Source organism: Streptomyces sp. NPDC018263 (assembly GCF_055562575.1).
This window is the reverse complement of sequence record NZ_JBVHFA010000002.1, coordinates 37042-57655: the sequence shown is the minus strand read 5'-3', so window position 1 is coordinate 57655 and position 20614 is coordinate 37042. Positions and strand designations below refer to the sequence as shown.

Sequence of the window (20614 nt, the reverse complement as noted above, 5' to 3'; positions counted from 1 at the left end):
TGCGGTGGGCTGTGATACCCGGCGGGTATCACCGGGACTACGCTGGAGGCATGGAGGCACTGGAGACCCGTGAGCTGCGGTATTTCATGGCCGTCGCGGAGGAGCTGCACTTCGGGCGCGCCGCCGAGCGCCTCGGCATGGCCCAGCCGCCGCTGTCGCGGGCGATCCAGCGGCTGGAGCGGCGCCTCGGGGTCTCCCTGCTGGCCCGCGACCGCCGGGGCGTCTCGCTGACCGGCGCCGGTGAGGTGCTGCTGCACGAGGGCCGGGTGGCGCTGGACGCGGCCACCGCCGCCGCCCGCCGTACCCGCCGGGCGGGTGACGCCGACGCTGCGGGCGGCACCCGTGACCGCCTGGTGCTGGCGGTGAAGGCCGCCGCCTCCCACGACCTGCTGCAGAAGCTGCTCGGCGCCTACGCGGCCGAGCCCGGCGCCGCCGAGATCGAGGTGCTGCCCAGCGGAATGTGCGAGCAGGAGGAGATGCTGCGCGACGGCCGCGCCGACGTGGCCCTGATGCACGCCCCGTTCAACTCCCTCGCCGGGTTCGACCACGAGGAGCTGATGAGCGAGGGGCAGATCGCCGTCCTGCCCGCCGGGCATCCGCTCGCCGCGCGCGGGTCCCTCACCCTGGCCGACATCACCGACGTACCCGGCCTGCCGCACGCCCGCTGGCCCCGCGACGGCGCGTATCCGCCGGGGCCGGGTCCCGAGATCCACGACCAGACCCAGTTGGCCCAACTGATCGCGCTGGGACGGACCATGGCCGTCTTCCCGGAGTCCGCGCGCGCGTGGCTGTGGTCCGAGCACGCCGCCGTGCCGCTGACCGACGCGCCCCCGGTCGTCACCCACATCGCCTGGCCGGCGCACAGCCGCTCGGTCGCCCTGGCCGGTCTGATCCGTACGGCGACCCGGCTCTGACGGTGCCAGACTGGTCGTGTGACGGACCTGGATCAGCGGCTTGAGCAGACCATCATGGGCCTGCTGGGACAGCGTGCCGACACGTCCTCCATCTGCCCGTCCGACGCCGCCCGCGCGGCCTACGAGGGTGACGACGACGGCTGGCGGGACCTGATGGAGCCGGCACGCCGGGCGGCCTGGCGGCTGGTGGCGGCCGGTGCGGTCGAGGTGACCCGGTCCGGGCGCCCGGTCGAGGAGTCTGAGGCGCGCGGCCCGATCCGTATCCGCCGCGCGCGCCGGTAGCGCGCCTCCTCGTCTCTACGGCCGGGGTCTAACTCCCCTTGTTTGCCCTACCGTTGGCGCATGGCGCTGCATCACCACAGTGACCGGCCGTGGCGCGTGCGAGTGGACGACGAGGAGGGCACGCCCTGTGGCGCCGGAGTGCTGCTGGACGACCGGCACGTGCTGACCTGCGCGCATGTGGTGCGCTACGCCGGGGCGGCCCCGGAAGGCACCACGTCCCGTGTGCGGATCAGCAGCGTGGCGTGCCGCCCGGAGTGGAGCCGTACCGCGCGTGTGGCGCCGGGCACCTGGGTGCATGAGTACGGCACGCAGCGCGGCGATGTGGCGCTGCTCGAACTCGACGAGCCGGCCGGGTGCGCCGTCCGGACCACGCTGTGGAAGGCGCCCATCTCCGGGGGCACGGTCCAGGTGTACGGCTTCCCGCGGCACGCGCCGTTCGGCATGGGCGCCGACGCCCGGCTGGCGGGGTCCGGGCACCGGCAGGGCGAGTGGGGCCTGTTGCACCGGATGCGTGACGGCGTCCCGTGGATCGAGCCGGGCTACTCGGGCGCGGGTGCGATGGCGGTGGGCGGGGAGTTCGACGGCCACGTGATCGGCATCGTGGTGGCGGACTACGTCAACGGCGACGAGAAGGCGGCCTGGATGCTGCCGACCGAGACGATCCTCAGATACCTCCCCGCGATCGAGGAGTTCACCGGCGGCGACCGCAACGACGAACTGAGCCCGTCACACGGGGAGTTGCCCGCGGACGTGCTGAGCGACCCGCTCCGGCTCGCGCTGACCCAGGAACTCACCCGCCTGCTCGACAGCGGCTGGTCCGGCACCGCCGTGGTCGGCACCGGAGGCACGACCGCCGTGGGCGACTCCTGGCTCGTCCGGCTGGTGCGCACGGCCGACCCGGCCGCCCGCGTCGGCGTCACGGACGCAGAGCTGACCGGTTCCCCGGGCGACACGGTCCTCGGGCTCGGCACCATCGACGCGGCCTACGACGCGCGCGGCAGATCGGTCGGCGACTTCGCCGGCTACCTCGCCCGCCGGTTCGGGCTCCCCGGCGGCGACCCCCACGAGGTGCGGCGGCAACTGCTGCGCCGCAGACCGCCCGCCTGCCTGGTGGTCGCCGGCGTCGACCGGGCCGAGGAACCCGACGCGCTCGTACGGGAGTTGCTGGGCCAACTGGCCGCCCGCGCCCGCTCGCGCGGTCTCCGTCTCGTCCTCGGCTTCGAGGGCACACCTCCGCCCGGCGTGGCCCACGACGTCTGGCTGGACCCCGAGCCGCTGCGCGGGGACGCCGCCCGGAGTGCGGGCGCCGCCGAGGCCCAGGCGGCCGTCGGACAGCTCGCCGCCCAGGAGGAGGCCGCCGCCGCGCTCCAACTGGCTTGGGGTGTACGGTTCTTCGCCGCACCCCGGCTGCCACCCCTGACCGCGCCCCGCCTGCGGGTCCGGCTGGCCGTGGCCCGCGCGACCGAGCCCAACCCCGAACTCGGCGCGATCCAGGACCGGGCCGCCGAAGCCCGCGCCGCCCTGACCCGCTTCGAGCGCGGCCTGCGCCGCATGGTCACGGCCCACGAGGACCTCACCACCTCCCTGGAGCTGCACCGCGTCCGGGCCGCCCGGTACTTCGGCGACGAGGACCGCCCGCTCGCCGAACGCCATGCCCCGGCGGCCCGCGCCCTCCAGACCGAGCCGATCGACCTCGGGTCCGCCCGCGAGCTGGTCCGGCGCTACATCGACGAGGTGAACCGCCGGTTCGAGGAGAGGTGACGGGTGACGACGAGCCGTCCGCTGTGCGACCGCCCCGACTGCGGGCGCGGCACCATCGACGACCAGGGCTTCTGCGACCGGTGCGACCGCCCGCCGCTGCCGCGCCGCGAAGCGGCAACCCCGAGCCCGGTGCGGGCCGGCGCCGGTGTGGCCCAGGTGCGCCCGGACCCCTGGTACGGCCTCGGCCTGGTCGACCCCGTCCAGGCCCCGGACGCGCCCGTGGCCCAGGACGGAGCCCTGGAGCCGGTCGCCGAGCAGCACCGTTTCTGCCCCAACCCGGTGTGCGGGCAGCCGGTCGGCCGCGACCACGACGGCCGGCCGGGCCGGACCTCCGGCTTCTGCCCCCGGTGCGGCACCCCCTTCGACTTCACCCAGCCGGGCGGCTTCACCATCGCCGACCGCTACGAGGTCCGGCGCACCCTCGGCTCGGGGGCGTACGGCGCCGCCTACCTCGCCCACGACCGCAACCTGGCGACCGACGTCGTCCTGAAGGCGCTGCACAAGTCGGTGGCCAAGACCGCGCTGCACGAGCGGGACATCCTGGTCGAGCTGCGGCACGACAGCATCGTCCGCATCCTCGGCTACGAGGAGGAGGGGCCGCATCTGGTCCTCGAGTACGTCCCCGGTGAACCGCTCGCGGCCCGCCCAGGCGACCGTCTGGAAACCCTGCTCGCGCACGGTGTGCGGGTCCTCCAGGCGCTCGACTACCTGCACGCGCGCGGCCTGTTGCACTGTGACGTCAAGCCGCTGAACATCATCCGCTTCCGGGAGGAGAACCCGGCGGGCGCGCTCGACCGGGTCCGGCTCATCGACTTCGGCGCGGTGCGCAGCCAGAGCGAGGACACCGGCCCGGTGGTGGCGTTCACCCGCGCGTACGCTCCCCCCGAGTCCGACCCGGAGCATCTGCGCCCCGGCCCCGGCTTCGACCTGTACGGGCTCGGCATGACCCTGCGCGAGGTCTGCCGCTCCTACGGGACCGACCGCTCCGCCCCCGGCGTCGACTCGCTCCATCTGCTGCTGGAGCGGGCCACGCACCCCGAGCGGTGGCGCCGGTTCGGCTCGGCCCGGCAGTTCGCGGAGCAGCTCAGCGGTGTCGTACGGCAGGTGGTGGCGGCCCCGCCCACGTGCCGCCAAGTCACCCGTCTCTCGGCCCTGTTCGGGCCGGCACCCGAACCGCTGCACGGCGGGCTGGGCGCCGCCCGCCCCCTCGCCCACTGGGCCGACGCGCGGCCGGACGGGGACGACCTGCTGGAGATGCCCCCGCCGTTCCGCTCACCGGACCCCGGCGATGTGGCGGCCGCCCTCCCGGCCCCGCTGTCCGACCCCGACGACCCCGGAGCGGGTGTCGGCGCCGCGCTCACCGAGGCCCGGCTCGCCCTGCGCCGACGGGACGCCGCAGCGGCGGCGGAACGGCTCGCGGCGGCGGGCCTGCCCGACTGGCACTGGCTCACCGGCTGGTACTGCGGCCTGACCGCCCTGGCCGCCGGGCACCCCCGGCGGGCGGCCGTCGCGTTCACCGAGGTGCGCGGGGCGTTGCCCGGCGAGCTGATCCCGAGCCTCGCCCTCGGCCTGTGCGCCGAACTCCGCGGCGACCGCACCGCGGCCCGCTCGCACTACGGCACCGTCTTCGACACCTCCCCCGCGCTCGGCGCGGCCGGTTTCGGGCTGGCCCGCGTCCTGCTGCTCGCCGGGGAGCGCGCCAAGGCGGTGGAGGTCGCCGACAAACTGGCCAAGGAGTTCCGGTACGAGCGCGAGGCGCGCGTGGCGGCGGTGCGCCTGCGCGTCATGGCCGGCCCGGACCTGGAGCCTCCCACCGAGGACGACGTGGACCGCGCCAGGGTGGCCCTGCCCGGCCTCGACGTGACCGACGCGGCGGCCGCCGCACTCCGTGCCGAGATCCAGTACGCGGAGTTCCTGCGCACCCGCGACCGGCTGAAGCTGTCCGACGCCGTCCGCGCCCTCGGCCCGCACGCGCCCATCGAGCGTGAGTACGTCGCCCTGGTGGACCTGGCGAACAAGCTGAGGCCCGCGCCGAGTTGGGGATGGTGGGGAAAGCGCGACAGATCGGGTCACAACCGTTCCGGCCCCGCACCGGGAAGGTTAAGCTCGTAAGACGTTCCGTCGATGACGGGAGCACGCTCCGCAACGAGGCGCAGCGACAGATCGGGTGGTGCCGGTGGGGGACAGGACACCCTTGGGGCTCAGCTTTGCCCTGGAAGTGGACTCGCCCTCGGACCTGCCCTACGACGAGCGGCGGGCGGACGCCCTGATCACCGTCACGGCACGCTCCGCCGCCGGCCCGGAACCGCAGGTCCAGAGCGCTCAAGTCCTCATCATGGACCGTTCGCTGTCGATGTCCCGGCACAAGCTGGACGAGGCGAAGCGCGCGATGTGCGCGGCCGTCGACACCCTGCGCGACGGCACCCTGCTGGGGATCGTCGCGGGCAACCACCGGGCCGAGGTGATCTTCCCGCCGGCGGGCGGTCTGGCGGTCGTTGACGCCCGGTCCCGCGAGGACGCCAAGCTCCGGATCGTCGGCCAGCTTCCCGAGGGCGGAACAGCGATCGGGCAGTGGCTCGACCGTGCGCGCGACCTCTTCGCCTCGGTCGACTCCCCCGGCACGGTGCGCCACGCGGTGCTCTACACGGACGGCAAGGACGAGCACGAGACACCCGAACAGCTCGGGGAGATCCTGGAGTTGTGCGCGGACCGGTTCATCTGCCACGCACGGGGCCTGGGCGACGACTGGCACCACGCCGAACTCCTGCGCATCACGCAGTCGTTGCACGGCACCGCAGAGGCCGTGGTCACCATCGCCGACCTCACCGAGGACTTCACCCGCCTGATGCGCGAGGCACAGCGCATCGTGGTCCCCCGGCTGTATCTGGGCCTGCGCCTCAACAGCCGTTTCCAGCTCGCCTTCGTACGGCAGACCCGCCCGGTCGAGGCAGACCTGACAGGACGTCAGCTCAGGGACGACGAGACGCATGTCCCCCTGGGGTCCTGGCCGGCCGAGTCACGCCAGTACCAGATCTCCCTCCGTTTCGACCCCGGCAGCCTGACCGTCGACGAGCTGCTGCGCGCCGCCCGCGTCACCCTGCACGCCGAGTTCCCCGACGGCACCCGCCGCCCCTGCTCCGAGAGTGCGGCCATGGTCGTGCGCCGCCGGGCGACCCCCGGCTTCGGCGTCGCCCGCTCCCCCGACCTCACCCGCGTCGAGAACGAGCGCGAACTCGGCATGGCCATGCGCGCCTGCGCGGACGCCCGGTTGCGCGGCGACCTGGACCGCGCGGACCGTGAACTGCGCCTGGCGACCGGCCTCGCGGAGTCCCTCGGGGACACGGCACGGCTGCGGCTGCTGCGCGCGGTGACGACCACCGGCCCGGACGGCCGGCCCCGGCTGCGGCGGGACGCCCCCCGTGGGCAGATGCTCCGGATCGGCGTCGACTCCACCAAGACCGTGAGCCGACCGGCCGACCCCGGCGAACTCCCCGTCCGGGACACCGGGTTGCCCCGCGTGTGCCCCCGGTGCGACACGACGGCGACCTCCCCCACGGCCAGGTTCTGCGAGGAGTGCGGCCACCCGCTCGGGGACGCGGGCCCGGTGGACGCGTGGTGACCGGCCGGCGGTTACGGGTGCCGCACACGGTCGTGCTGCTGCGGTGGCTGCGGGCGGGCGTGCTGGGCATGGTGGCGGTGACGGCGCTGCTGTACCTGGTGGTGGCGAACGGGGCCGAGGAGCAGATCGCCGCCGCCGACCGTACGACGACGGCCATCCGGCACATCGGCGCCGCGTACGACCAGGCCGACGCGGCCGACACCGCCCTGGAGGCGGTCTCCCGGACCGGCGCGATCGACCTGATCGGCACCAGCGGCGACTTCGCCAACGCCACCGCCCGCGTCAGCTCCCACCTCACCTCGGCCACCGAGGGCAACGCGGCCGGGGAGCAGGGTCTCAGCCATATCCAGTTCGTCCAGGGCCAGTTGACCACCTGCGTCCAGTCGGCCAACACGGCGGTCCTGGACGGCGGACCGGGCCTGGACCGAGCGCGCGACGCCCTGGACGACGAGCCGGAGTACGACGGCACGCACCCCGTCCCCTTCACGGGCGGCCTCAAGCAGTCACTCATGGACCTCAAGGCACTGGAGGCCGCGGCCCGCGATCACCAGCGCACCTCGGGCTGGCGCGACCCCGGCCTCCTGCGGCCCCTGTTCCTCGGCCCCCTGGCGGTCATGCTGGTCCTGACCGGCGTCACCGGCCACCTCGTCGTCCGCCGCTTCCGCCGCTACCCCGGCCCGGCCCTCCTCCTGGCCCCGCCGGCCACCGCGTCGATCAGCGTCCCCATGTGCACGATGAACCCGCCGAACGTGGCGATCGCACTGCCCGTGCTCGCCCTCGCCGGTGCTCTCGGGTACCTGGCATACCGTCCCCGCCTCGCCGAGTACAGATTTCCGCGCCCATGAGACGGCCCACGGCACCTCTCCCGCGCTGCGCCCTGATCCTGGGGCTGCTCCTGGCGTCCGTGGCGTGCGGCGGCCCCGAGCGGAGCAAGGTGACGATCATGGTTCCCTGGTCCGGCACCGAGTTCCGGGCCTTCTACACGGTCGTCAAGGACTTCGAGCGCGGCCACCCCGGCATCGACGTCGAGCCCCAGGTCACCCGCGCCCTCACCCAGCAGCTCGACGCGGCGGTGGGCGCCGGTGCCAAGCCCGACCTGGCCGTACTGCCCAGCGTGGGAGCGATCACCAAGTACCGCGAGGAGGGCGCGCTCCGGAAACTGGACGTCGACACGAGCGCCTACGTCCAGCCTTTTCGCGCCCTCGGCACGCACCGCGGCGAGGTCTACGCGGTCCCCGTGAAGGCCGACCTCAAGAGCCTGGTCTGGTACGACGCCCGGAACACCGAGCCGCCCTCACCGGGCCGGTCCGGCCGGGATCGCTGGTGCCTGGGGCTGGAGTCCGGTCCGACCTCCGGCTGGCCGGGGGCCGACTGGATCGCGGACCTCGTGCTCTCCGACGCGGGCGTCGACACCTACACCGACTGGGCGTCGGGCGACGCGAAGTGGGCCGAGGGGCCGGTCAGGGACGCGTGGACCGCGTGGGGGGACCTCGTGGGCGCCGGCCTCGAGGGCGCGACCTCGCGCGACTTCCGCCAGGCCGCCGACAGCGAGGACGCGCGGGGGTGTTCACTGAGCCACGGTTCCCTCTCCGCGATGCCCTTCGGGCCGGCCCAGGTGAGCGACGACCACTACACCTACGTACCGTCCTCGCGCGACGCCCTGGAGGTCTCGGCGGACTTCGTCGGCAAGTTCACCGGGAACACCGGCGCCGACGCGTTCATCACCTACCTGGCGAGCACCCAGGCCCAGCGGACCTGGGTGAACCAGCCCGGCTTCGCGGTCTCCGCCAACCGGAAGGTGACGCGGTACGACAACGCGGTCCAGGGCCGCATCGCCGGGATACTCCGTTCCCCCGACTTCGCGCTCTGCTTCAGCGCCGCCGACGCGATGGACCCCGATGTGTCCGCCGCCTTCTACCGGGCGGTACTCGACTACGCGAACGGCAAGGAGCCGGGGCCGCTGCTGACGGCACTCGACAAGGTGCAGCGGCAACTCGGTTACCCCTCACGGGAGTACGCGCCCACTCCGCTGTGCAGCACCCCGAAACCCCGCTGACCCCTTCTGGAGATCCCATGGCGGACGCCATCCAGTTCACCCTCGACGACGGGACCTGTGTCCTCGTCGCCCCGCCCACCCGCACCGGAACCGGGGCCGTGGGCCTGGGCACCCGGCTGGAGAGTGCGGGCGAAAGCCTCCGGGAGGCGCTCAGGCCGGTCACCGCGGCCGCCTCCGAGGTGATCGGCCAGTTCCGCGAGGTCGCCCAGCGCCCCGACGAGGTGGAGGTCACCTTCGGTGTCACCCTGGACGCCAAGCTCGGCGCGGTCCTGACGAGCGCGGGCACGAGCGCCCACCTCGATGTCACCCTCCGCTGGAGCGGATCGGAGCCCGCGCTATGACAGTTGACGCTCCGTCACTTTCTCCAGCCGTGCCCGCTCGCCGTTGACCGACCGCGCCTGCTCCAGCAGCAGCCGGGCCGAACGGCCGTGCAGGTTCAGGGTCATGAGCTGGTTGCCGAACCAGGGGCCGCCCGTGTGCCGCCAGACGATGGGAAGTCGAGCGCACCGGCCGTGCCGGGCGAGCAGCCGCCCCAGCGCCCGCGCGGTCCGGCTCCAGCCGAAGCGGAAGCCGAACCGCATCGACCGGGGTACCGAGTTGTGCACGGGCGAGCAGGTGAGCTGGGTGACGCGGGAGTCGACCGTCGCGGACCGCCAGGCCGGCTCGGCGACGTAGGCGTGATGGACGTCGCCGGACAGCACACTGATCGTCGCCGGCGCCTCGGGTCCCGAGCCGGCCTCGGCGATCAGGTCCGCCAGCGCGGCGAACGACGCCGGGAAGGCGGACCAGTGCTCCAGGTCGGCCGCCCGGCGCAGCCACTCCCCGAACCTCGCCCAGCGCGGGCCGCGTTCACCCCGGCACAGGGCCGCGTCCCACGCCTCGGCGTCGTGCACGAGGTGGGGCATCAGCCAGGGCAGCGAGGTCCCGATCAGCAGGTGGTCGACACTCCCCCGGTCCGCCAGCGCCTGGTCCCGCAGCCAGCGCTCCTCCTCCGGGTCGAGCATCGCCCGCTCGTCCTCGGCCAGCACCCGCGCCGCCCGCGAGTCCACCATCAGCAGACGCACCCGGCCGAGGTCGCGGCGGTAGCTCCAGCGGGTCGAGGCGGGGTCGGCGTCGGCCTCGGCGGCGAAGGCGCGCAGGGCGTCGGTGCCGTCGGCGGCGGAGGTGACGGCGGTGTACAGCGGGTCGGCGGCCAGGTCGTCCGGGGCGAGGTTGCCGATGTGCTGGTAGACCCAGTACGACATCAGCCCGCTCAGCAGCCGCTCGCGCCACCAGGGGGTGGCCCGCATGTCGGCCAGCCAGGAGGCGGAGGTGTTCCAGTCGTCGATGACGTCGTGGTCGTCGAAGATCATGCAGCTCGGCACGGTGGACAGCAGCCAGCGCACCTCCGGGTCGAGCCAGGACTCGCGGTACAGCCCGCTGTACTCCTCGTAGTCCGCCACCTGGGAGCCGGGCGGTTCCTCCGGGTCGCGGCGGGCGGCGATCCGCTTCCGGGTCTCCTCGGAGGTCTCGTCGGCGTAGACCTGGTCGCCGAGCAGCAGCAGGACGTCGGGGCGTTCGCCGCCCGCGGCGAGCCGGGTGGCGAGGGTGTCGAGGGCGTCGGGACCGGCCGGGTCGTGGCCGCCGTCGGCGGGCGGCGCGGCCCAGCGGCAGGAGCCGAAGGCGACCTTCAGGCCGTCCTCGGGGCCGGGCACGCGGATGCGGGACGGCGGGAAGGGCGAGTCGGGGAGCGGCCACACGGACTCGCCCTCCAGCAGCACCTCGTACGCGGCCTCGGTGCCGGGCGTGAGACCGCTCACCGGTATCAGGGCGTAGTGGTGGCCCTCGATCCGGAAGGTGTGCGCGGTGCCCTTGGCGCCGTCGGAGCAGCGCACCTCCGCGGTGCACGGACCGCTCGTCTCGACCCAGACGGTCGCGGACGAGCCGTCGACGTAGCGCAGCAGGGGGCCCAGCGTCAGGCTCGGCACGATGTCCTCCGTCCCGCCCCGGCCGGTGCGGGCGGGGCGGATCGTACGGTAGTCAACGAAGTACGGGGCGGACAGTCCCCCCTCCGGGGCCGGGCCGGATCGCCTTCGGGGCCGGGCCGGATCGCCGAGGGCCGGATGCGCCCCCGTGTCGGCGGCACCGGGCGGGTCTCTTACTCCATGCGGGTGTCAAAACCCCCCGATCGGCGGCGTGTCGGCCGCTCAGGAAGCCCGGGTTCGGCCCGAGCCGCAAGGATGGCCGTCACTGACGCCACGGCGCGGGTGGAACTCGAGCATCAGGAGAAGCGCGACCTGTGACAATCATCAATCAGCCCGAGCCGGCGGCTGAGGACTCGAGCGAGAACGAGCTTCTCATCCACCGCAGGCAGCCCGGCAACGTCGTAGTGAAGTGGCTCACGACCACCGACCACAAGACCATCGGCACGCTGTATCTGGCGACGTCGTTCGGGTTCTTCCTGTTCGGCGGCGTGATGGCGCTGCTCATGCGGGCGGAGCTGGCGCGGCCCGGCATGCAGATCGTCTCCAACGAGCAGTTCAACCAGGCGTTCACGATGCACGGCACCGTGATGCTGCTGATGTTCGCCACGCCGCTGTTCGCGGGCTTCACGAACTGGATCATGCCGCTCCAGATCGGCGCGCCCGATGTGGCGTTCCCGCGACTGAACATGCTGGCCTACTGGCTCTACCTGTTCGGCTCGCTCATCGCGGTCAGCGGCTTCATCACCCCGCAGGGTGCCGCCGACTTCGGCTGGTTCGCCTACTCCCCGCTGACGGACGCGATCCGCTCCCCCGGCGTGGGCGGCGACCTGTGGATCATGGGCCTGGCCTTCTCCGGTTTCGGCACGATCCTCGGCTCGGTCAACTTCATCACCACGATCATCTGCATGCGTGCCCCCGGCATGACGATGTTCCGCATGCCGATCTTCGTGTGGAACGTGATGCTGACCAGCGTCCTGGTCCTGTTCGCCTTCCCCGTGCTCGCGGCGGCGCTGCTGGCGCTGGAGGCGGACCGCAAGTTCGGCGCGCACATCTTCGAGGCTGCCAATGGCGGGCCACTGCTGTGGCAGCACCTCTTCTGGTTCTTCGGCCATCCCGAGGTGTACATCATCGCGATCCCGTTCTTCGGCATCGTCACCGAGATCATCCCGGTGTTCGCCCGCAAGCCGATCTTCGGCTACATGGGCCTGATCGCGGCCACCATCGCGATCGCCGGTCTCTCGGTGACGGTGTGGGCGCACCACATGTATGTCACCGGCGGTGTGCTGCTGCCGTTCTTCTCCTTCATGACGTTCCTCATCGCGGTCCCGACCGGTGTGAAATTCTTCAACTGGATCGGCACCATGTGGAAGGGATCAGTGTCCTTCGAGACACCGATGCTGTGGACGACCGGGTTCCTCGTGACGTTCCTCTTCGGTGGTCTGACCGGCGTGATCCTGGCCTCGCCGCCGATGGACTTCCACGTCTCGGACTCGTACTTCGTGGTGGCGCACTTCCACTACGTGGTGTTCGGCACCGTCGTCTTCGCGATGTTCGCCGGCTTCCACTTCTGGTGGCCCAAGTTCACCGGCAAGATGCTGGACGAGCGCCTCGGCAAGATCACCTTCTGGACGCTGTTCATCGGCTTCCACGGCACCTTCCTGGTCCAGCACTGGCTGGGCGCCGAGGGCATGCCGCGCCGGTACGCCGACTACCTGGCGGCCGACGGCTTCACGGCCCTGAACACCGTGTCGTCGATCTTCTCGTTCCTGCTCGGTCTGTCGATGCTCCCGTTCTTCTACAACGTCTGGAAGACGTCGAAGTACGGCAAGCCGGTCGAGGTGGACGACCCGTGGGGCTACGGCCGCTCGCTGGAGTGGGCGACCTCCTGCCCGCCGCCGCGCCACAACTTCGTCACCCTGCCCCGCATCCGCAGCGAATCCCCGGCGTTCGACCTGCACCACCCGGACATCGCGCGGGCGGAGCGCGAGGCGTACGCCATCGGGCACTGAGTCCGGAGAGCACCATGACCGAGCTGCCGAAGCAGGAAGCCGAGGGCGCCGGACTCGGCAACCAGGTCGAGGGGTATCTGCTGTGGCAGGCCACCATCTCGGTGGCCGAGCAGCGGGCGCGGGAGTTCACCGGGCGCATGGACTGGCTGACCACGGCGCAGCGCGAGGAGATCGAGCAGCTCTACGTCTCCGACAGCCTGCGCCGTGCCCGCCAGGACCTGGAGCGCGTCGCGGCCCGCTGCCGGTCGCTGCGGAGCGAGTACGAGGAGCGCTATCGCGTGTTGCGGCTGCGCTGTGTGGGATACACGCTGGGCGCGGCAGCCGGTCTCACCTCGGCGGCGGCCGCCGCGCTGGCGCTGAGCCGCTGAGCGCCTGCCGCTGAGCCGCCTGTCGCCGACCGGAGAGGACCCCTCGTATGAAGATCGCCGTTGTCGGAGCGGGCGGATTCGTCGGATCACGCCTGGTGAAGAAGTTGCGGTCGGAGGGCCACGAGGTCACCGCGCACGACCGTTCCACCGGGGTCGACCTGCTGACGGGCGAGGGCGTACCGGAGGCGCTGGCGGGCGCCGAAGCCGCCGTCAACACCATCGACGCCCCCAGCTTCGACGAGTCCGCCGTCCCGTTCTTCCGCACCACGACGGAGACGCTGCTGCGCGCGGCGGACGCGGCCGGGGTCGGGAACGTGGTCCTCCTGTCCATCGTCGGGATCGACCAGGTGCCGGACGTGGAGTACTACCGGGCGAAGCTGGAGCAGGAGCGCCTGGTGGAGGCCGGCCCCGTCCCGTACACGATCGTGCGGGCGACCCAGTTCATGGACTTCGTCGAGCCGATCATGTCCTGGACGACATCGGGCGACACGGTCCGTCTGCCCACGACCAAGCTCCAGCCGGTGGCCGTCGAGGACGTGGTCGACACCCTCGCCGAGGCCGCCACCACCCCGCCCCGCAACGGCATCGTCAACGTCGCGGGCCCCGACGTCTTCCCCCTGGCCGACCTCGGCCGCCTCACCCTCCGGGCCCACCCCGACGGCCGAGAGATCACCGTCGACGAGAACGCCGGCCTCTTCGGCCAGGTCCCCCAGGACGCGATCATCGCGCCCCCGGGCGCCCACCTGGGCACGAGGTCGTACGAGGAGTGGCTCCAGGAGACTCACCATGCCTGAGTCCACGTCCGAGGCGTGGAAGACCGCCGTCACCGAGCTGGACGACGCCACTCCCCCGGCCTTCCCGAAGGGCGCCCACGTCGTCACCGCCCGGGTCGAATACCCACCCGGCGACCCCGGCACCCCGCCCCACCGCCTCCGAGCGGGCGAAGCCTTCTGGGAACCGGGCGGCGACATCATCCACTACCAGGACGCCAACCACCGCGACGACGTCCCGCTCCGTTTCCTGGCCACGAGGAATCGACGGAGCGGCAGCAGCGGCGCGTGACGGGAACCCCCTGAAGCCGCACTCGCTCAGACCCGCTCTTTCTGTTCGGCGCGGCGGCGGGAGACAGCGCCGGTTGCGGGCCCGGAGCGCCGCATGAGGTCGGGCAGCACGGTGGCGATGCCCGCCAGGGCCATGATCGCACCGAGCCAGAGCGGCGCGCGTAGGCCCCATGCCTCGATCACGACGGCGCCGACGGAGGAGCCGACGATGATGCCGAGGGTGATGAAGGAGGAGTGGACGGTGTTGACCAGCGGGCCGGCGTTTCCGGTGCGCTGGACGCGGGTGACCATGGCCGGGTTCATGGTGACGCCGACGAGGCCGATGCCCAGCATGCAGACGACGGCCGGGGCACGCAGGTCGGCGAGCAGGGCGAAGCCGGTCAGGAACAGCACGTTGAGGCCGAGGCCGACGGCAAGGACAGGGACGGTGTGGCGGTCGGCGAAGCGGCCGACGACGTTGTTGCCGATGACCGTGGCGGCGCCGTAGGCGATCAGAAGGACGGGGACAGTACCGGTGGAGAAGCCGGTGAGGCCGGTGAGGACGGGGTTGAAGTAGCTGAAGGCGGAGAAGGTGGCGCCGATGATGAGCGTGCTGGTGGACAGCACCAGCCACAGCTTGGGCCTCTTGAAGACGCCGAGCTCCTGCCGGAAGCCGCTTCCGGCGCCGGCGCGCGCGAGGCGGGGCACTCCCAGCCAGGTGGCCACAGCGGCGATCAGGGTGATTCCGGTGATGGCCCAGAACGCCGCGCGCCAGCCGAAGTGTTCACCGATCAGGGTGGAGAGGGGCAGTCCGAGCAGGGTGCCGAGCATCAGGCCGTTCATGGCGACCGCGATCGCCCGGCCGCGGACCTCGGGGCGGGTGATCTGGGCGCACATCGAGATGCCCACGCCGAAGAATGCCTGGGCGGCGATGCCGGTGACGATGCGCGCGACCAGCATCGTGGAGTAGCCGGTAGCGGTGGCGGCCAGCACGTTGCCTGCCAGGAAGACCGCGAACAGCACCATCAGCGCGGTCCTGGGTGCGACCCTCAGGAGCGCCACGGTGAGGAACGGTCCGCCGACCGCCATGGCCACCGCGAACGCGGTGATGAGATATCCGATCTGCGGGATGGTGGCGTTCAGGCCGACGGCCATCTGCGGCATCAGCCCGGCAACCACGAACTCGCTGGTCACCAGGGCAAAGATGCCGAGAGCCAGGACGTATACGGCACGAGGCACGATTCGCTCTCCTTGAAGTCGAAGTTATGGATGGATCAGTTCAAAACATGGGCACGGCAGACGGCATACGGGGCGGGGATCAGAAGATCAGCGCGTAAGTGCGTCGAGGGTGACTTCGGCGATCGACTCCAGGGCGGCCCGGTCGGCGCCTCCCTGACTCGAGACACGCATGCCGCCGATCGCCGCGTTGATGAAGCGGGCCAGCGCTCCGGCGTCCCGATGAGAGGTGATGCTGCCGTCCCGGCGGCCCTCCTCGATCACCGCGCGCAGCACCGCGAGCCTGCGGGCCGTGTCCCGCTCCAGCATCTCCGCCGCCCGGCTGTCGCGGGCGGCAAGCTCGACCGTGGTGTTCACCGTCAGACAGCCCAGAGCGCGACCGCCGGCCCGGTGTTCGGCCTCACCGTCAATGACCATGACGAACAGGGCGCGGATACGGTCGGCGGCACTGCGCCGCGCGTCCTCCAGGACGGCCGTCTGCGCGCTGTTCATGGTGTGGATGTAGTGGGCCAGCGCACGCTCAAAGAGGTCATGCTTGCTCTTGAACGTGTTGTAGATACTGCTGCGCCCCAGCCCGGTGACCTCGCACAGATCCTGGGTGGAGGTGGCTTCATAGCCCTTCTCCCAGAACCTGCGCATCGCCGCGTCCAGGGCCCGCTCCTCATCGAACATGCGCGGTCGGGCCATGACGCGAGCCTAGCCGTTTTGGATCGCCCGTTTCAATAGGCCGCGCGGACGGCCGACAGGCCCCCTGGGAACGACCGAGGGCCGGTTTCGGATTGCTCCGAAACCGGCCCTGATCTGCGACTGTCTCCAGTCGGGACGACAGGATTTGAACCTGCGACCCCTTGACCCCCAGTCAAGTGCGCTACCAAGCTGCGCCACGTCCCGATGCTGTTTGACCTGGGATTTCCCTGGCCGAAACGCGCAGGGAAACTCTACCGCACTCGGGTCGGTGCTCGCGCACCGGTCGGTTGTTGACCTCAAGTGGGCTTGAGGTTGCAGGATCGTCGGCATGACGATCACAGCGGACCACGGCTACGACGATCTGCCCCGGCTGATGAGCCTGATGACCGGCGACGAGAAGCACGACTTCGCCGCGACCTCCACGCTCGACGTGCTGTGGGTGCTCTACGACCGGGTACTCGATGTCACCCCCGAGAGGACCGAGGCCCCCGACCGGGACCGGTTCCTGCTGAGCAAGGGGCACGGGCCGATGGCGTACTACGCCGTGCTCGCGGCGAAGGGGTTCGTGCCCGAGGAGTGGCTGCCCGGCTTCGGCTCGTACGACTCGCCGCTCGGGCATCACCCGGACCGGGTGCTCGTGCCGGGGGCCGAGATCGGCAGCGGGTCGCTCGGGCACGGGCTGCCGCTCGCCGTCGGCAGCGCGCTCGGGCTGCGGGCGCAGGGGCTCGCGGGCCCGGCCGTGTGGGTGCTGATCGGGGACGCCGAGCTGGACGAGGGCAGCAACCACGAGGCCATCGCCTACGCCGGAGCGGCGGGACTGGAGCGCCTGCACACCGTCGTCGTGGACAACGCCTCCGCCAGCCACGCCCTGCCCGGCGGCATCGCCGCCCGGTTCGAGGCCGCGAACTGGTCCACCGCCACCGTCGACGGCCGCGACCACGCCGCCCTGTACGAAGCCTTCACCGTCCCGCACCCCGGCCGGCCGCACGCGGTCGTCGCCCGGGTGGAGCCCAAGAACGCCCGCTGACCGGACAGGAGAGGTCACCCTCGTGGAAACCATCGAAAGCATGCGTGACCGGTTCGGCACCGTCGCCTCCCGGCTGCTGGACGAGGACCCCCGCGTCGCCGTCGTCCTCGCCGAGATCGGCCGGGACGCGTTCACGGACGCCGCCCGCCGCCACCCCGACCGGCTGATCAACGTCGGCATCCGCGAGCAGCTCCTGGTCGGCGCCGCCGCCGGGCTGTCGCTCACCGGGATGCGGCCCATCGTGCACACGTTCGCCGCGTTCCTCGTGGAGCGCCCCTTCGAGCAGGTCAAGCTGGACCTCGGCCACCAGGACGCCGGCGCGGTGCTGGTCAGCGCGGGCGCCTCCTTCGACTGGCCGGCCGGCGGCCAGACCCACATGTCGCCCGGCGACGTCGCCCTCCTCGACACCCTGGACGACTGGACCGTGCACGTACCCGGCCACCCGGACGAGGCCGAGACCCTGCTGCGGCACGCCGTCGCGGCGGGGGACGACAAGGTGTACGTACGCCTCTCCCTCCAGCGCAACCGGCTCCCCCTCCCGGTCGACGGCGCCCGCTTCCACACCGTGCGCGAGGGACGCGCCGGGGTCGTCGTCGCGGTCGGCCCGATGCTGGACGCCGTCCTCGCCGCGACCGAGGGCCTGGACGTGACGGTGCTCTACGCGACGACCGTCCGCCCCTTCGACGCGGCCGCCCTGCGCCGGGCCACCGAGGCGGCCGGCACCGACGTGGTCCTTGTGGAGCCCTACCTCGCCGGGACCTCGGCCCGCGCCGCCACCGAGGCCCTGTCCGACGTGCCGCACCGGGTGCTCGGACTCGGCGTCGGCCGCCGGGAGCTGCGCCGGTACGGCACGCTGGACGAGCACCTCGCCGCGCACGGCCTGGACGCCCGTGGCCTGCGGGAACGGATCGGCGCGTTCGTCGGGGCGGGCGCGGTCAGCGCCTAGGGGGTGTCTTGTCGGTCAGGCCGGATCAGGGAGCGGCGTCCGGTGCCGTGCATCGCAAGGCGGAGGAGGGAGTCGATGCGGAGCATCGGGGACCGACGACAACGCGGCGAGGTGCGGTGCCGGACGCCGCGAGCCCGGCCTGACCGACGAGACACCCCCTAGCGCTCCTGCGGCACCCCCAGCCCCGGATGCTCCTCCAGCAGCCGTGTGGGAGCCGCCTGACGCCAGGAGTCGGCGAGGATGTCCCGGAGTTCGTCCTCGCCGTCCAACGCGGCGAGCCGCGCCCGTACCCAGGCGAAGTTCGCCTCGTGGTCCGCGATCCAGAACTTCTCCGGCTCGGCCAGCACGAGTTCGTCCCGCTCCTCCTTCGGGCAGCGCACCGCGAGGGAGGTCTCCTCCTCCGGGAGCGTGGCGAACATCTTCCCGGCCACCCGGAAGGTGGGCATGCTCCAGGCCGTCTTCTCGGTCGTGTCCGGCAGGGACAGGGCGATACGGCGTACGTCTTCTGCGTCCGGCATGCAACGCACCGTAACCCCCGGCACTGACAACGGCTCCGGCTCAGCCCCCGGCGGCGGCCTGCCCCAGCGCTTCCAGCACCGGGCGGATCAGCGGATGCGCCTCCGCGCCCCGGCGCACGGCCGCGAACACGCGCCGGGTCGGGGCCACCCCGTCCACCGGCCGTACGACCACTCCGGTCAGGTCCATGCCGCGCAGCGCGGAGCGGGGTACCAGGGCGACGCCCGCGTCGGCCGAGGCCAGCGCGACCACCGCGCGGAAGTCGTCGGAGGAGTGCTCCAGGCGCGGCTGGAACCCGGCGCTCTCGCAGGCCAGCACGACCACGTCGTGGCAGGGGTTGCCGGGGTACGGGCCGATCCACGGGTCCTTCGACAGCTCCGCGAGCGGCACCTCGGCATCGTCGGCGAGCCGGTGCCCGAGCGGGACGACTGCGTCGAACGGCTCGGCGTACAGCGGGAGATGGGTCAGCCGGGGGTCGTCGGCGGGCGGCGCCCCCCGGTACTCGACGGCCACCGCCACATCGACCTGCCGGTCCAGCAGCATGCGCAGGCTCGCGTCGCCCTCGGCGTCCCGGACCCGGATTCCTATGCCGGGCGCCGACCGGCCGAGCCGGGCCAGCGCGGGCGCCACGACCTGGGCGATCCCGGTGGCGAAGGCGGCGACGGTGACCGTCCCGGCCTCCCCCTTGCCGTAGGCCGCCAGCTCCGCCTCGGCCCGCTCCAACTGGGCGAGGACCGCGTTGGTGTGGCTGAGCAGGATCTCACCGGCCGGGGTGAGCCGTACGCCCTTCGCGCCCCGCTCGACCAGGCGGTGGCCGGTCTCCTGCTCCAGCGAGGTGAGCTGCTGGGAGACGGCGGACGGGGTGAGGTAGAGCGCGGCGGCCGCCGCCGTGACCGTACGGTGGTCGGCCACCGCACGCAGGATGTGGAGCCGCCGCGCCTCGATCATGCCGCCATTATCGCAAGGCGGCCGCCCCGCTCAGGCGCCGCTCAGCCCGCCAGCTCGGCGCGGGCGGCGATGAAGGCGTCCACGGCCCGGTTCACGTCCTCGGTGGAGTGCGCGGCGGAGAGCTGGACGCGGATGCGCGCCTTGCCCTGCGGGACCACCGGGTAGGAGAAGGCGATCACGTACACACCGTGCTCCAGCAGCAGCTCCGCCATGCGGGCCGCCTCGGCCGCGTCGCCGATCATCACCGGGGCGATGGCGTGGTCGCCGGGGAGGATGTCGAACCCGGCCTCGGTCATGCGGGAGCGGAACAGCGCGGTGTTCTCGGCGAGCCGCACCCGCAGGTCGTCGGCGGACTCCAGCAGGTCGAGGACCTTCAGGGAGGCGGCGGCGATCACCGGGGCGAGGGTGTTGGAGAACAGGTACGGGCGCGAGCGCTGGCGCAGCAGGGCGACGATCTCGGCGCGGGCCGCGACGTAGCCGCCGGAGGCGCCGCCGAGGGCCTTGCCGAGGGTGCCGGTGATGATGTCGACGCGGTCCATGACGCCGTGCAGCTCGGGCGTGCCGCGGCCGCCCGCGCCGACGAAGCCGACTGCGTGCGAGTCGTCGACCATGACCATCGCGTCGTAGCGGTCGGCCAGGTCGCAGATCTCGGTGAGCGGGGCGACGTAGCCGTCCATGGAGAAGACGCCGTCGGTGACGATCAGCTTGCGCCGGGCGCCGCCGGCGGTCGCCTCCTTGAGCTGGGTCTCCAGGTCCGCGAGGTCGCGGTTGGCGTAGCGGAAGCGGCGGGCCTTGGACAGGCGGATGCCGTCGATGATGGAGGCGTGGTTGAGGGCGTCGGAGATCACCGCGTCCTCGGCGCCGAGCAGGGTCTCGAAGACACCGCCGTTGGCGTCGAAGCAGGAGGAGTAGAGGATCGTGTCCTCCTGGCCGAGGAACGCCGAGAGGCGGGCCTCCAGCTCCTTGTGGACCTCCTGGGTGCCGCAGATGAAGCGCACGGAGGCCATGCCGTAGCCCCAGCGGTCGAGCGCCTCGTGGGCGGCGGCGATCACCTCGGGGTGGTCGGCCAGGCCAAGGTAGTTGTTGGCGCAGAAGTTGAGGACCTCACCGGGGCGCCCACCCTCGGTGACCTCGACGGTCGCGGACTGCGGGGTGCCGATGACGCGCTCCGGCTTGTGCAGGCCGGCGGCGCGGATCTCGTCGAGGGTGGCGCGGAGGTCGTCGCGGACGGTGTCGAACAT

20 protein-coding genes and 1 tRNA gene are annotated in these 20614 nt (G+C 72.4%); 14 read left to right on the top strand and 7 right to left on the bottom strand.

What is annotated here, in order from left to right; all coding sequences use genetic code 11:
• The first annotated feature begins 50 nt into the window (after positions 1–50).
• The 8 genes from ACZ3HQ_RS05030 to ACZ3HQ_RS04995 all read left to right on the top strand — a co-directional run bounded on the left by ACZ3HQ_RS05030 (position 51) and on the right by ACZ3HQ_RS04995 (position 8973).
• Positions 51–914, top strand: a complete 864-nt coding sequence (locus tag ACZ3HQ_RS05030) for a LysR family transcriptional regulator (protein ID WP_467508106.1) — start codon at positions 51–53, stop codon at positions 912–914.
• 18 nt (positions 915–932) lie between these two features.
• The gene (locus ACZ3HQ_RS05025) at positions 933–1196 is read left to right on the top strand and encodes a DUF3253 domain-containing protein (RefSeq protein WP_467508104.1); all 264 of its coding nucleotides are present in this window, start codon (positions 933–935) and stop codon (positions 1194–1196) included.
• Between the two features lie 60 nt (positions 1197–1256).
• Complete coding sequence (locus tag ACZ3HQ_RS05020) at positions 1257–2957, top strand: trypsin-like serine peptidase (RefSeq protein WP_467508103.1); 1701 nt, start codon at positions 1257–1259, stop codon at positions 2955–2957.
• A gap of 3 nt (positions 2958–2960) precedes the next feature.
• A complete protein-coding gene (locus ACZ3HQ_RS05015; protein ID WP_467508101.1) occupies positions 2961–5069 on the top strand; it encodes a tetratricopeptide repeat protein in 2109 nt (702 codons plus the stop codon).
• A gap of 106 nt (positions 5070–5175) precedes the next feature.
• The gene (locus ACZ3HQ_RS05010) at positions 5176–6576 is read left to right on the top strand and encodes a VWA domain-containing protein (RefSeq protein ID WP_467508100.1); all 1401 of its coding nucleotides are present in this window, start codon (positions 5176–5178) and stop codon (positions 6574–6576) included.
• Positions 6570–7421: a hypothetical protein gene (locus ACZ3HQ_RS05005; RefSeq protein WP_467508098.1), complete on the top strand. Its 852-nt coding sequence runs from the start codon at positions 6570–6572 to the stop codon at positions 7419–7421. Before ACZ3HQ_RS05010 ends, ACZ3HQ_RS05005 begins: the two co-directional genes overlap by 7 nt.
• On the top strand, positions 7418–8632 hold the full coding sequence (locus tag ACZ3HQ_RS05000; protein WP_467508096.1) for an ABC transporter substrate-binding protein: 1215 nt from the start codon (positions 7418–7420) through the stop codon (positions 8630–8632). The genes ACZ3HQ_RS05005 and ACZ3HQ_RS05000 overlap by 4 nt, the downstream gene beginning before the upstream one ends.
• Positions 8633–8649: 17 nt before the next feature.
• Entirely contained in the window at positions 8650–8973 is a 324-nt protein-coding gene (locus ACZ3HQ_RS04995; RefSeq protein ID WP_467508095.1) for a CU044_2847 family protein, read from the top strand.
• On the opposite strand, the gene ACZ3HQ_RS04990 is transcribed toward ACZ3HQ_RS04995, so the two are convergent.
• Positions 8968–10599, bottom strand: coding sequence for an alkaline phosphatase D family protein (locus ACZ3HQ_RS04990; protein ID WP_467508093.1), 1632 nt, complete (start codon positions 10597–10599; stop codon positions 8968–8970). The two genes, ACZ3HQ_RS04995 and ACZ3HQ_RS04990, sit on opposite strands and share 6 nt — an antisense overlap.
• A gap of 311 nt (positions 10600–10910) precedes the next feature.
• Between ACZ3HQ_RS04990 and ctaD the strand changes: the two genes are divergently transcribed.
• The 4 genes from ctaD to ACZ3HQ_RS04970 are packed head-to-tail and all read left to right on the top strand — an operon-like array spanning position 10911 to position 14035.
• Complete coding sequence (gene ctaD, locus ACZ3HQ_RS04985; RefSeq protein ID WP_467508092.1) at positions 10911–12605, top strand: aa3-type cytochrome oxidase subunit I; 1695 nt, start codon at positions 10911–10913, stop codon at positions 12603–12605.
• A gap of 14 nt (positions 12606–12619) precedes the next feature.
• Complete coding sequence (locus ACZ3HQ_RS04980; RefSeq protein WP_467508091.1) at positions 12620–12973, top strand: cytochrome C oxidase subunit I; 354 nt, start codon at positions 12620–12622, stop codon at positions 12971–12973.
• A gap of 47 nt (positions 12974–13020) precedes the next feature.
• The gene (locus ACZ3HQ_RS04975) at positions 13021–13767 is read left to right on the top strand and encodes an SDR family oxidoreductase (protein WP_467508089.1); all 747 of its coding nucleotides are present in this window, start codon (positions 13021–13023) and stop codon (positions 13765–13767) included.
• Positions 13760–14035: a cupin domain-containing protein gene (locus ACZ3HQ_RS04970; protein WP_467508088.1), complete on the top strand. Its 276-nt coding sequence runs from the start codon at positions 13760–13762 to the stop codon at positions 14033–14035. The genes ACZ3HQ_RS04975 and ACZ3HQ_RS04970 overlap by 8 nt, the downstream gene beginning before the upstream one ends.
• 26 nt (positions 14036–14061) lie before the next feature.
• Here the strand turns inward: ACZ3HQ_RS04970 and ACZ3HQ_RS04965 are convergent, their stop codons facing one another.
• From ACZ3HQ_RS04965 to ACZ3HQ_RS04955, 3 genes are all read right to left on the bottom strand, one after another.
• Entirely contained in the window at positions 14062–15252 is a 1191-nt protein-coding gene (locus ACZ3HQ_RS04965) for an MFS transporter (RefSeq protein ID WP_467508086.1), read from the bottom strand.
• Positions 15253–15339: 87 nt separating this feature from the next.
• Positions 15340–15936 carry a TetR/AcrR family transcriptional regulator gene (locus ACZ3HQ_RS04960; RefSeq protein WP_467508084.1) on the bottom strand — a complete coding sequence of 199 codons (597 nt, stop codon included), beginning with the start codon at positions 15934–15936 and terminating at the stop codon, positions 15340–15342.
• A 130-nt stretch (positions 15937–16066) separates the two neighbouring features.
• Positions 16067–16140: transfer RNA gene (locus ACZ3HQ_RS04955), tRNA-Pro, on the bottom strand.
• 124 nt (positions 16141–16264) lie between these two features.
• Here ACZ3HQ_RS04955 and ACZ3HQ_RS04950 point away from each other — a divergent pair.
• A complete protein-coding gene (locus ACZ3HQ_RS04950; protein WP_467508083.1) occupies positions 16265–16963 on the top strand; it encodes a transketolase in 699 nt (232 codons plus the stop codon).
• Positions 16964–16994: 31 nt separating this feature from the next.
• Complete coding sequence (locus tag ACZ3HQ_RS04945; protein WP_467509040.1) at positions 16995–17909, top strand: transketolase family protein; 915 nt, start codon at positions 16995–16997, stop codon at positions 17907–17909.
• 158 nt (positions 17910–18067) lie between these two features.
• On the opposite strand, the gene ACZ3HQ_RS04940 is transcribed toward ACZ3HQ_RS04945, so the two are convergent.
• The 3 genes from ACZ3HQ_RS04940 to ACZ3HQ_RS04930 are packed head-to-tail and all read right to left on the bottom strand — an operon-like array spanning position 18068 to position 20614.
• Positions 18068–18427 carry an MmcQ/YjbR family DNA-binding protein gene (locus ACZ3HQ_RS04940; RefSeq protein ID WP_467508081.1) on the bottom strand — a complete coding sequence of 120 codons (360 nt, stop codon included), beginning with the start codon at positions 18425–18427 and terminating at the stop codon, positions 18068–18070.
• A 40-nt stretch (positions 18428–18467) separates the two neighbouring features.
• Positions 18468–19373 carry a LysR family transcriptional regulator gene (locus ACZ3HQ_RS04935; protein WP_031181517.1) on the bottom strand — a complete coding sequence of 302 codons (906 nt, stop codon included), beginning with the start codon at positions 19371–19373 and terminating at the stop codon, positions 18468–18470.
• Positions 19374–19414: 41 nt separating this feature from the next.
• A complete protein-coding gene (locus tag ACZ3HQ_RS04930; RefSeq protein ID WP_467508078.1) occupies positions 19415–20614 on the bottom strand; it encodes a glycine C-acetyltransferase in 1200 nt (399 codons plus the stop codon).

Excerpts from the sequence above, each read along its gene's own strand:
- ACZ3HQ_RS05030 (WP_467508106.1), top strand. The coding sequence starts at position 51 with ATGGAGGCACTGGAGACCCGTGAGCTGCGGTATTTCATGGCCGTCGCG.
- ACZ3HQ_RS05020 (WP_467508103.1), top strand. The coding sequence starts at position 1,257 with ATGGCGCTGCATCACCACAGTGACCGGCCGTGGCGCGTGCGAGTGGAC.
- ACZ3HQ_RS05000 (WP_467508096.1), top strand. The coding sequence starts at position 7,418 with ATGAGACGGCCCACGGCACCTCTCCCGCGCTGCGCCCTGATCCTGGGG.
- ACZ3HQ_RS04995 (WP_467508095.1), top strand. The coding sequence starts at position 8,650 with ATGGCGGACGCCATCCAGTTCACCCTCGACGACGGGACCTGTGTCCTC.
- ACZ3HQ_RS04980 (WP_467508091.1), top strand. The coding sequence starts at position 12,620 with ATGACCGAGCTGCCGAAGCAGGAAGCCGAGGGCGCCGGACTCGGCAAC.
- ACZ3HQ_RS04975 (WP_467508089.1), top strand. The coding sequence starts at position 13,021 with ATGAAGATCGCCGTTGTCGGAGCGGGCGGATTCGTCGGATCACGCCTG.
- ACZ3HQ_RS04970 (WP_467508088.1), top strand. The coding sequence starts at position 13,760 with ATGCCTGAGTCCACGTCCGAGGCGTGGAAGACCGCCGTCACCGAGCTG.
- ACZ3HQ_RS04960 (WP_467508084.1), bottom strand. The coding sequence starts at position 15,936 with ATGGCCCGACCGCGCATGTTCGATGAGGAGCGGGCCCTGGACGCGGCG.
- ACZ3HQ_RS04950 (WP_467508083.1), top strand. The coding sequence starts at position 16,265 with ATGACGATCACAGCGGACCACGGCTACGACGATCTGCCCCGGCTGATG.
- ACZ3HQ_RS04940 (WP_467508081.1), bottom strand. The coding sequence starts at position 18,427 with ATGCCGGACGCAGAAGACGTACGCCGTATCGCCCTGTCCCTGCCGGAC.
- ACZ3HQ_RS04935 (WP_031181517.1), bottom strand. The coding sequence starts at position 19,373 with ATGATCGAGGCGCGGCGGCTCCACATCCTGCGTGCGGTGGCCGACCAC.
- ACZ3HQ_RS04930 (WP_467508078.1), bottom strand. The coding sequence starts at position 20,614 with ATGTTCGACACCGTCCGCGACGACCTCCGCGCCACCCTCGACGAGATC.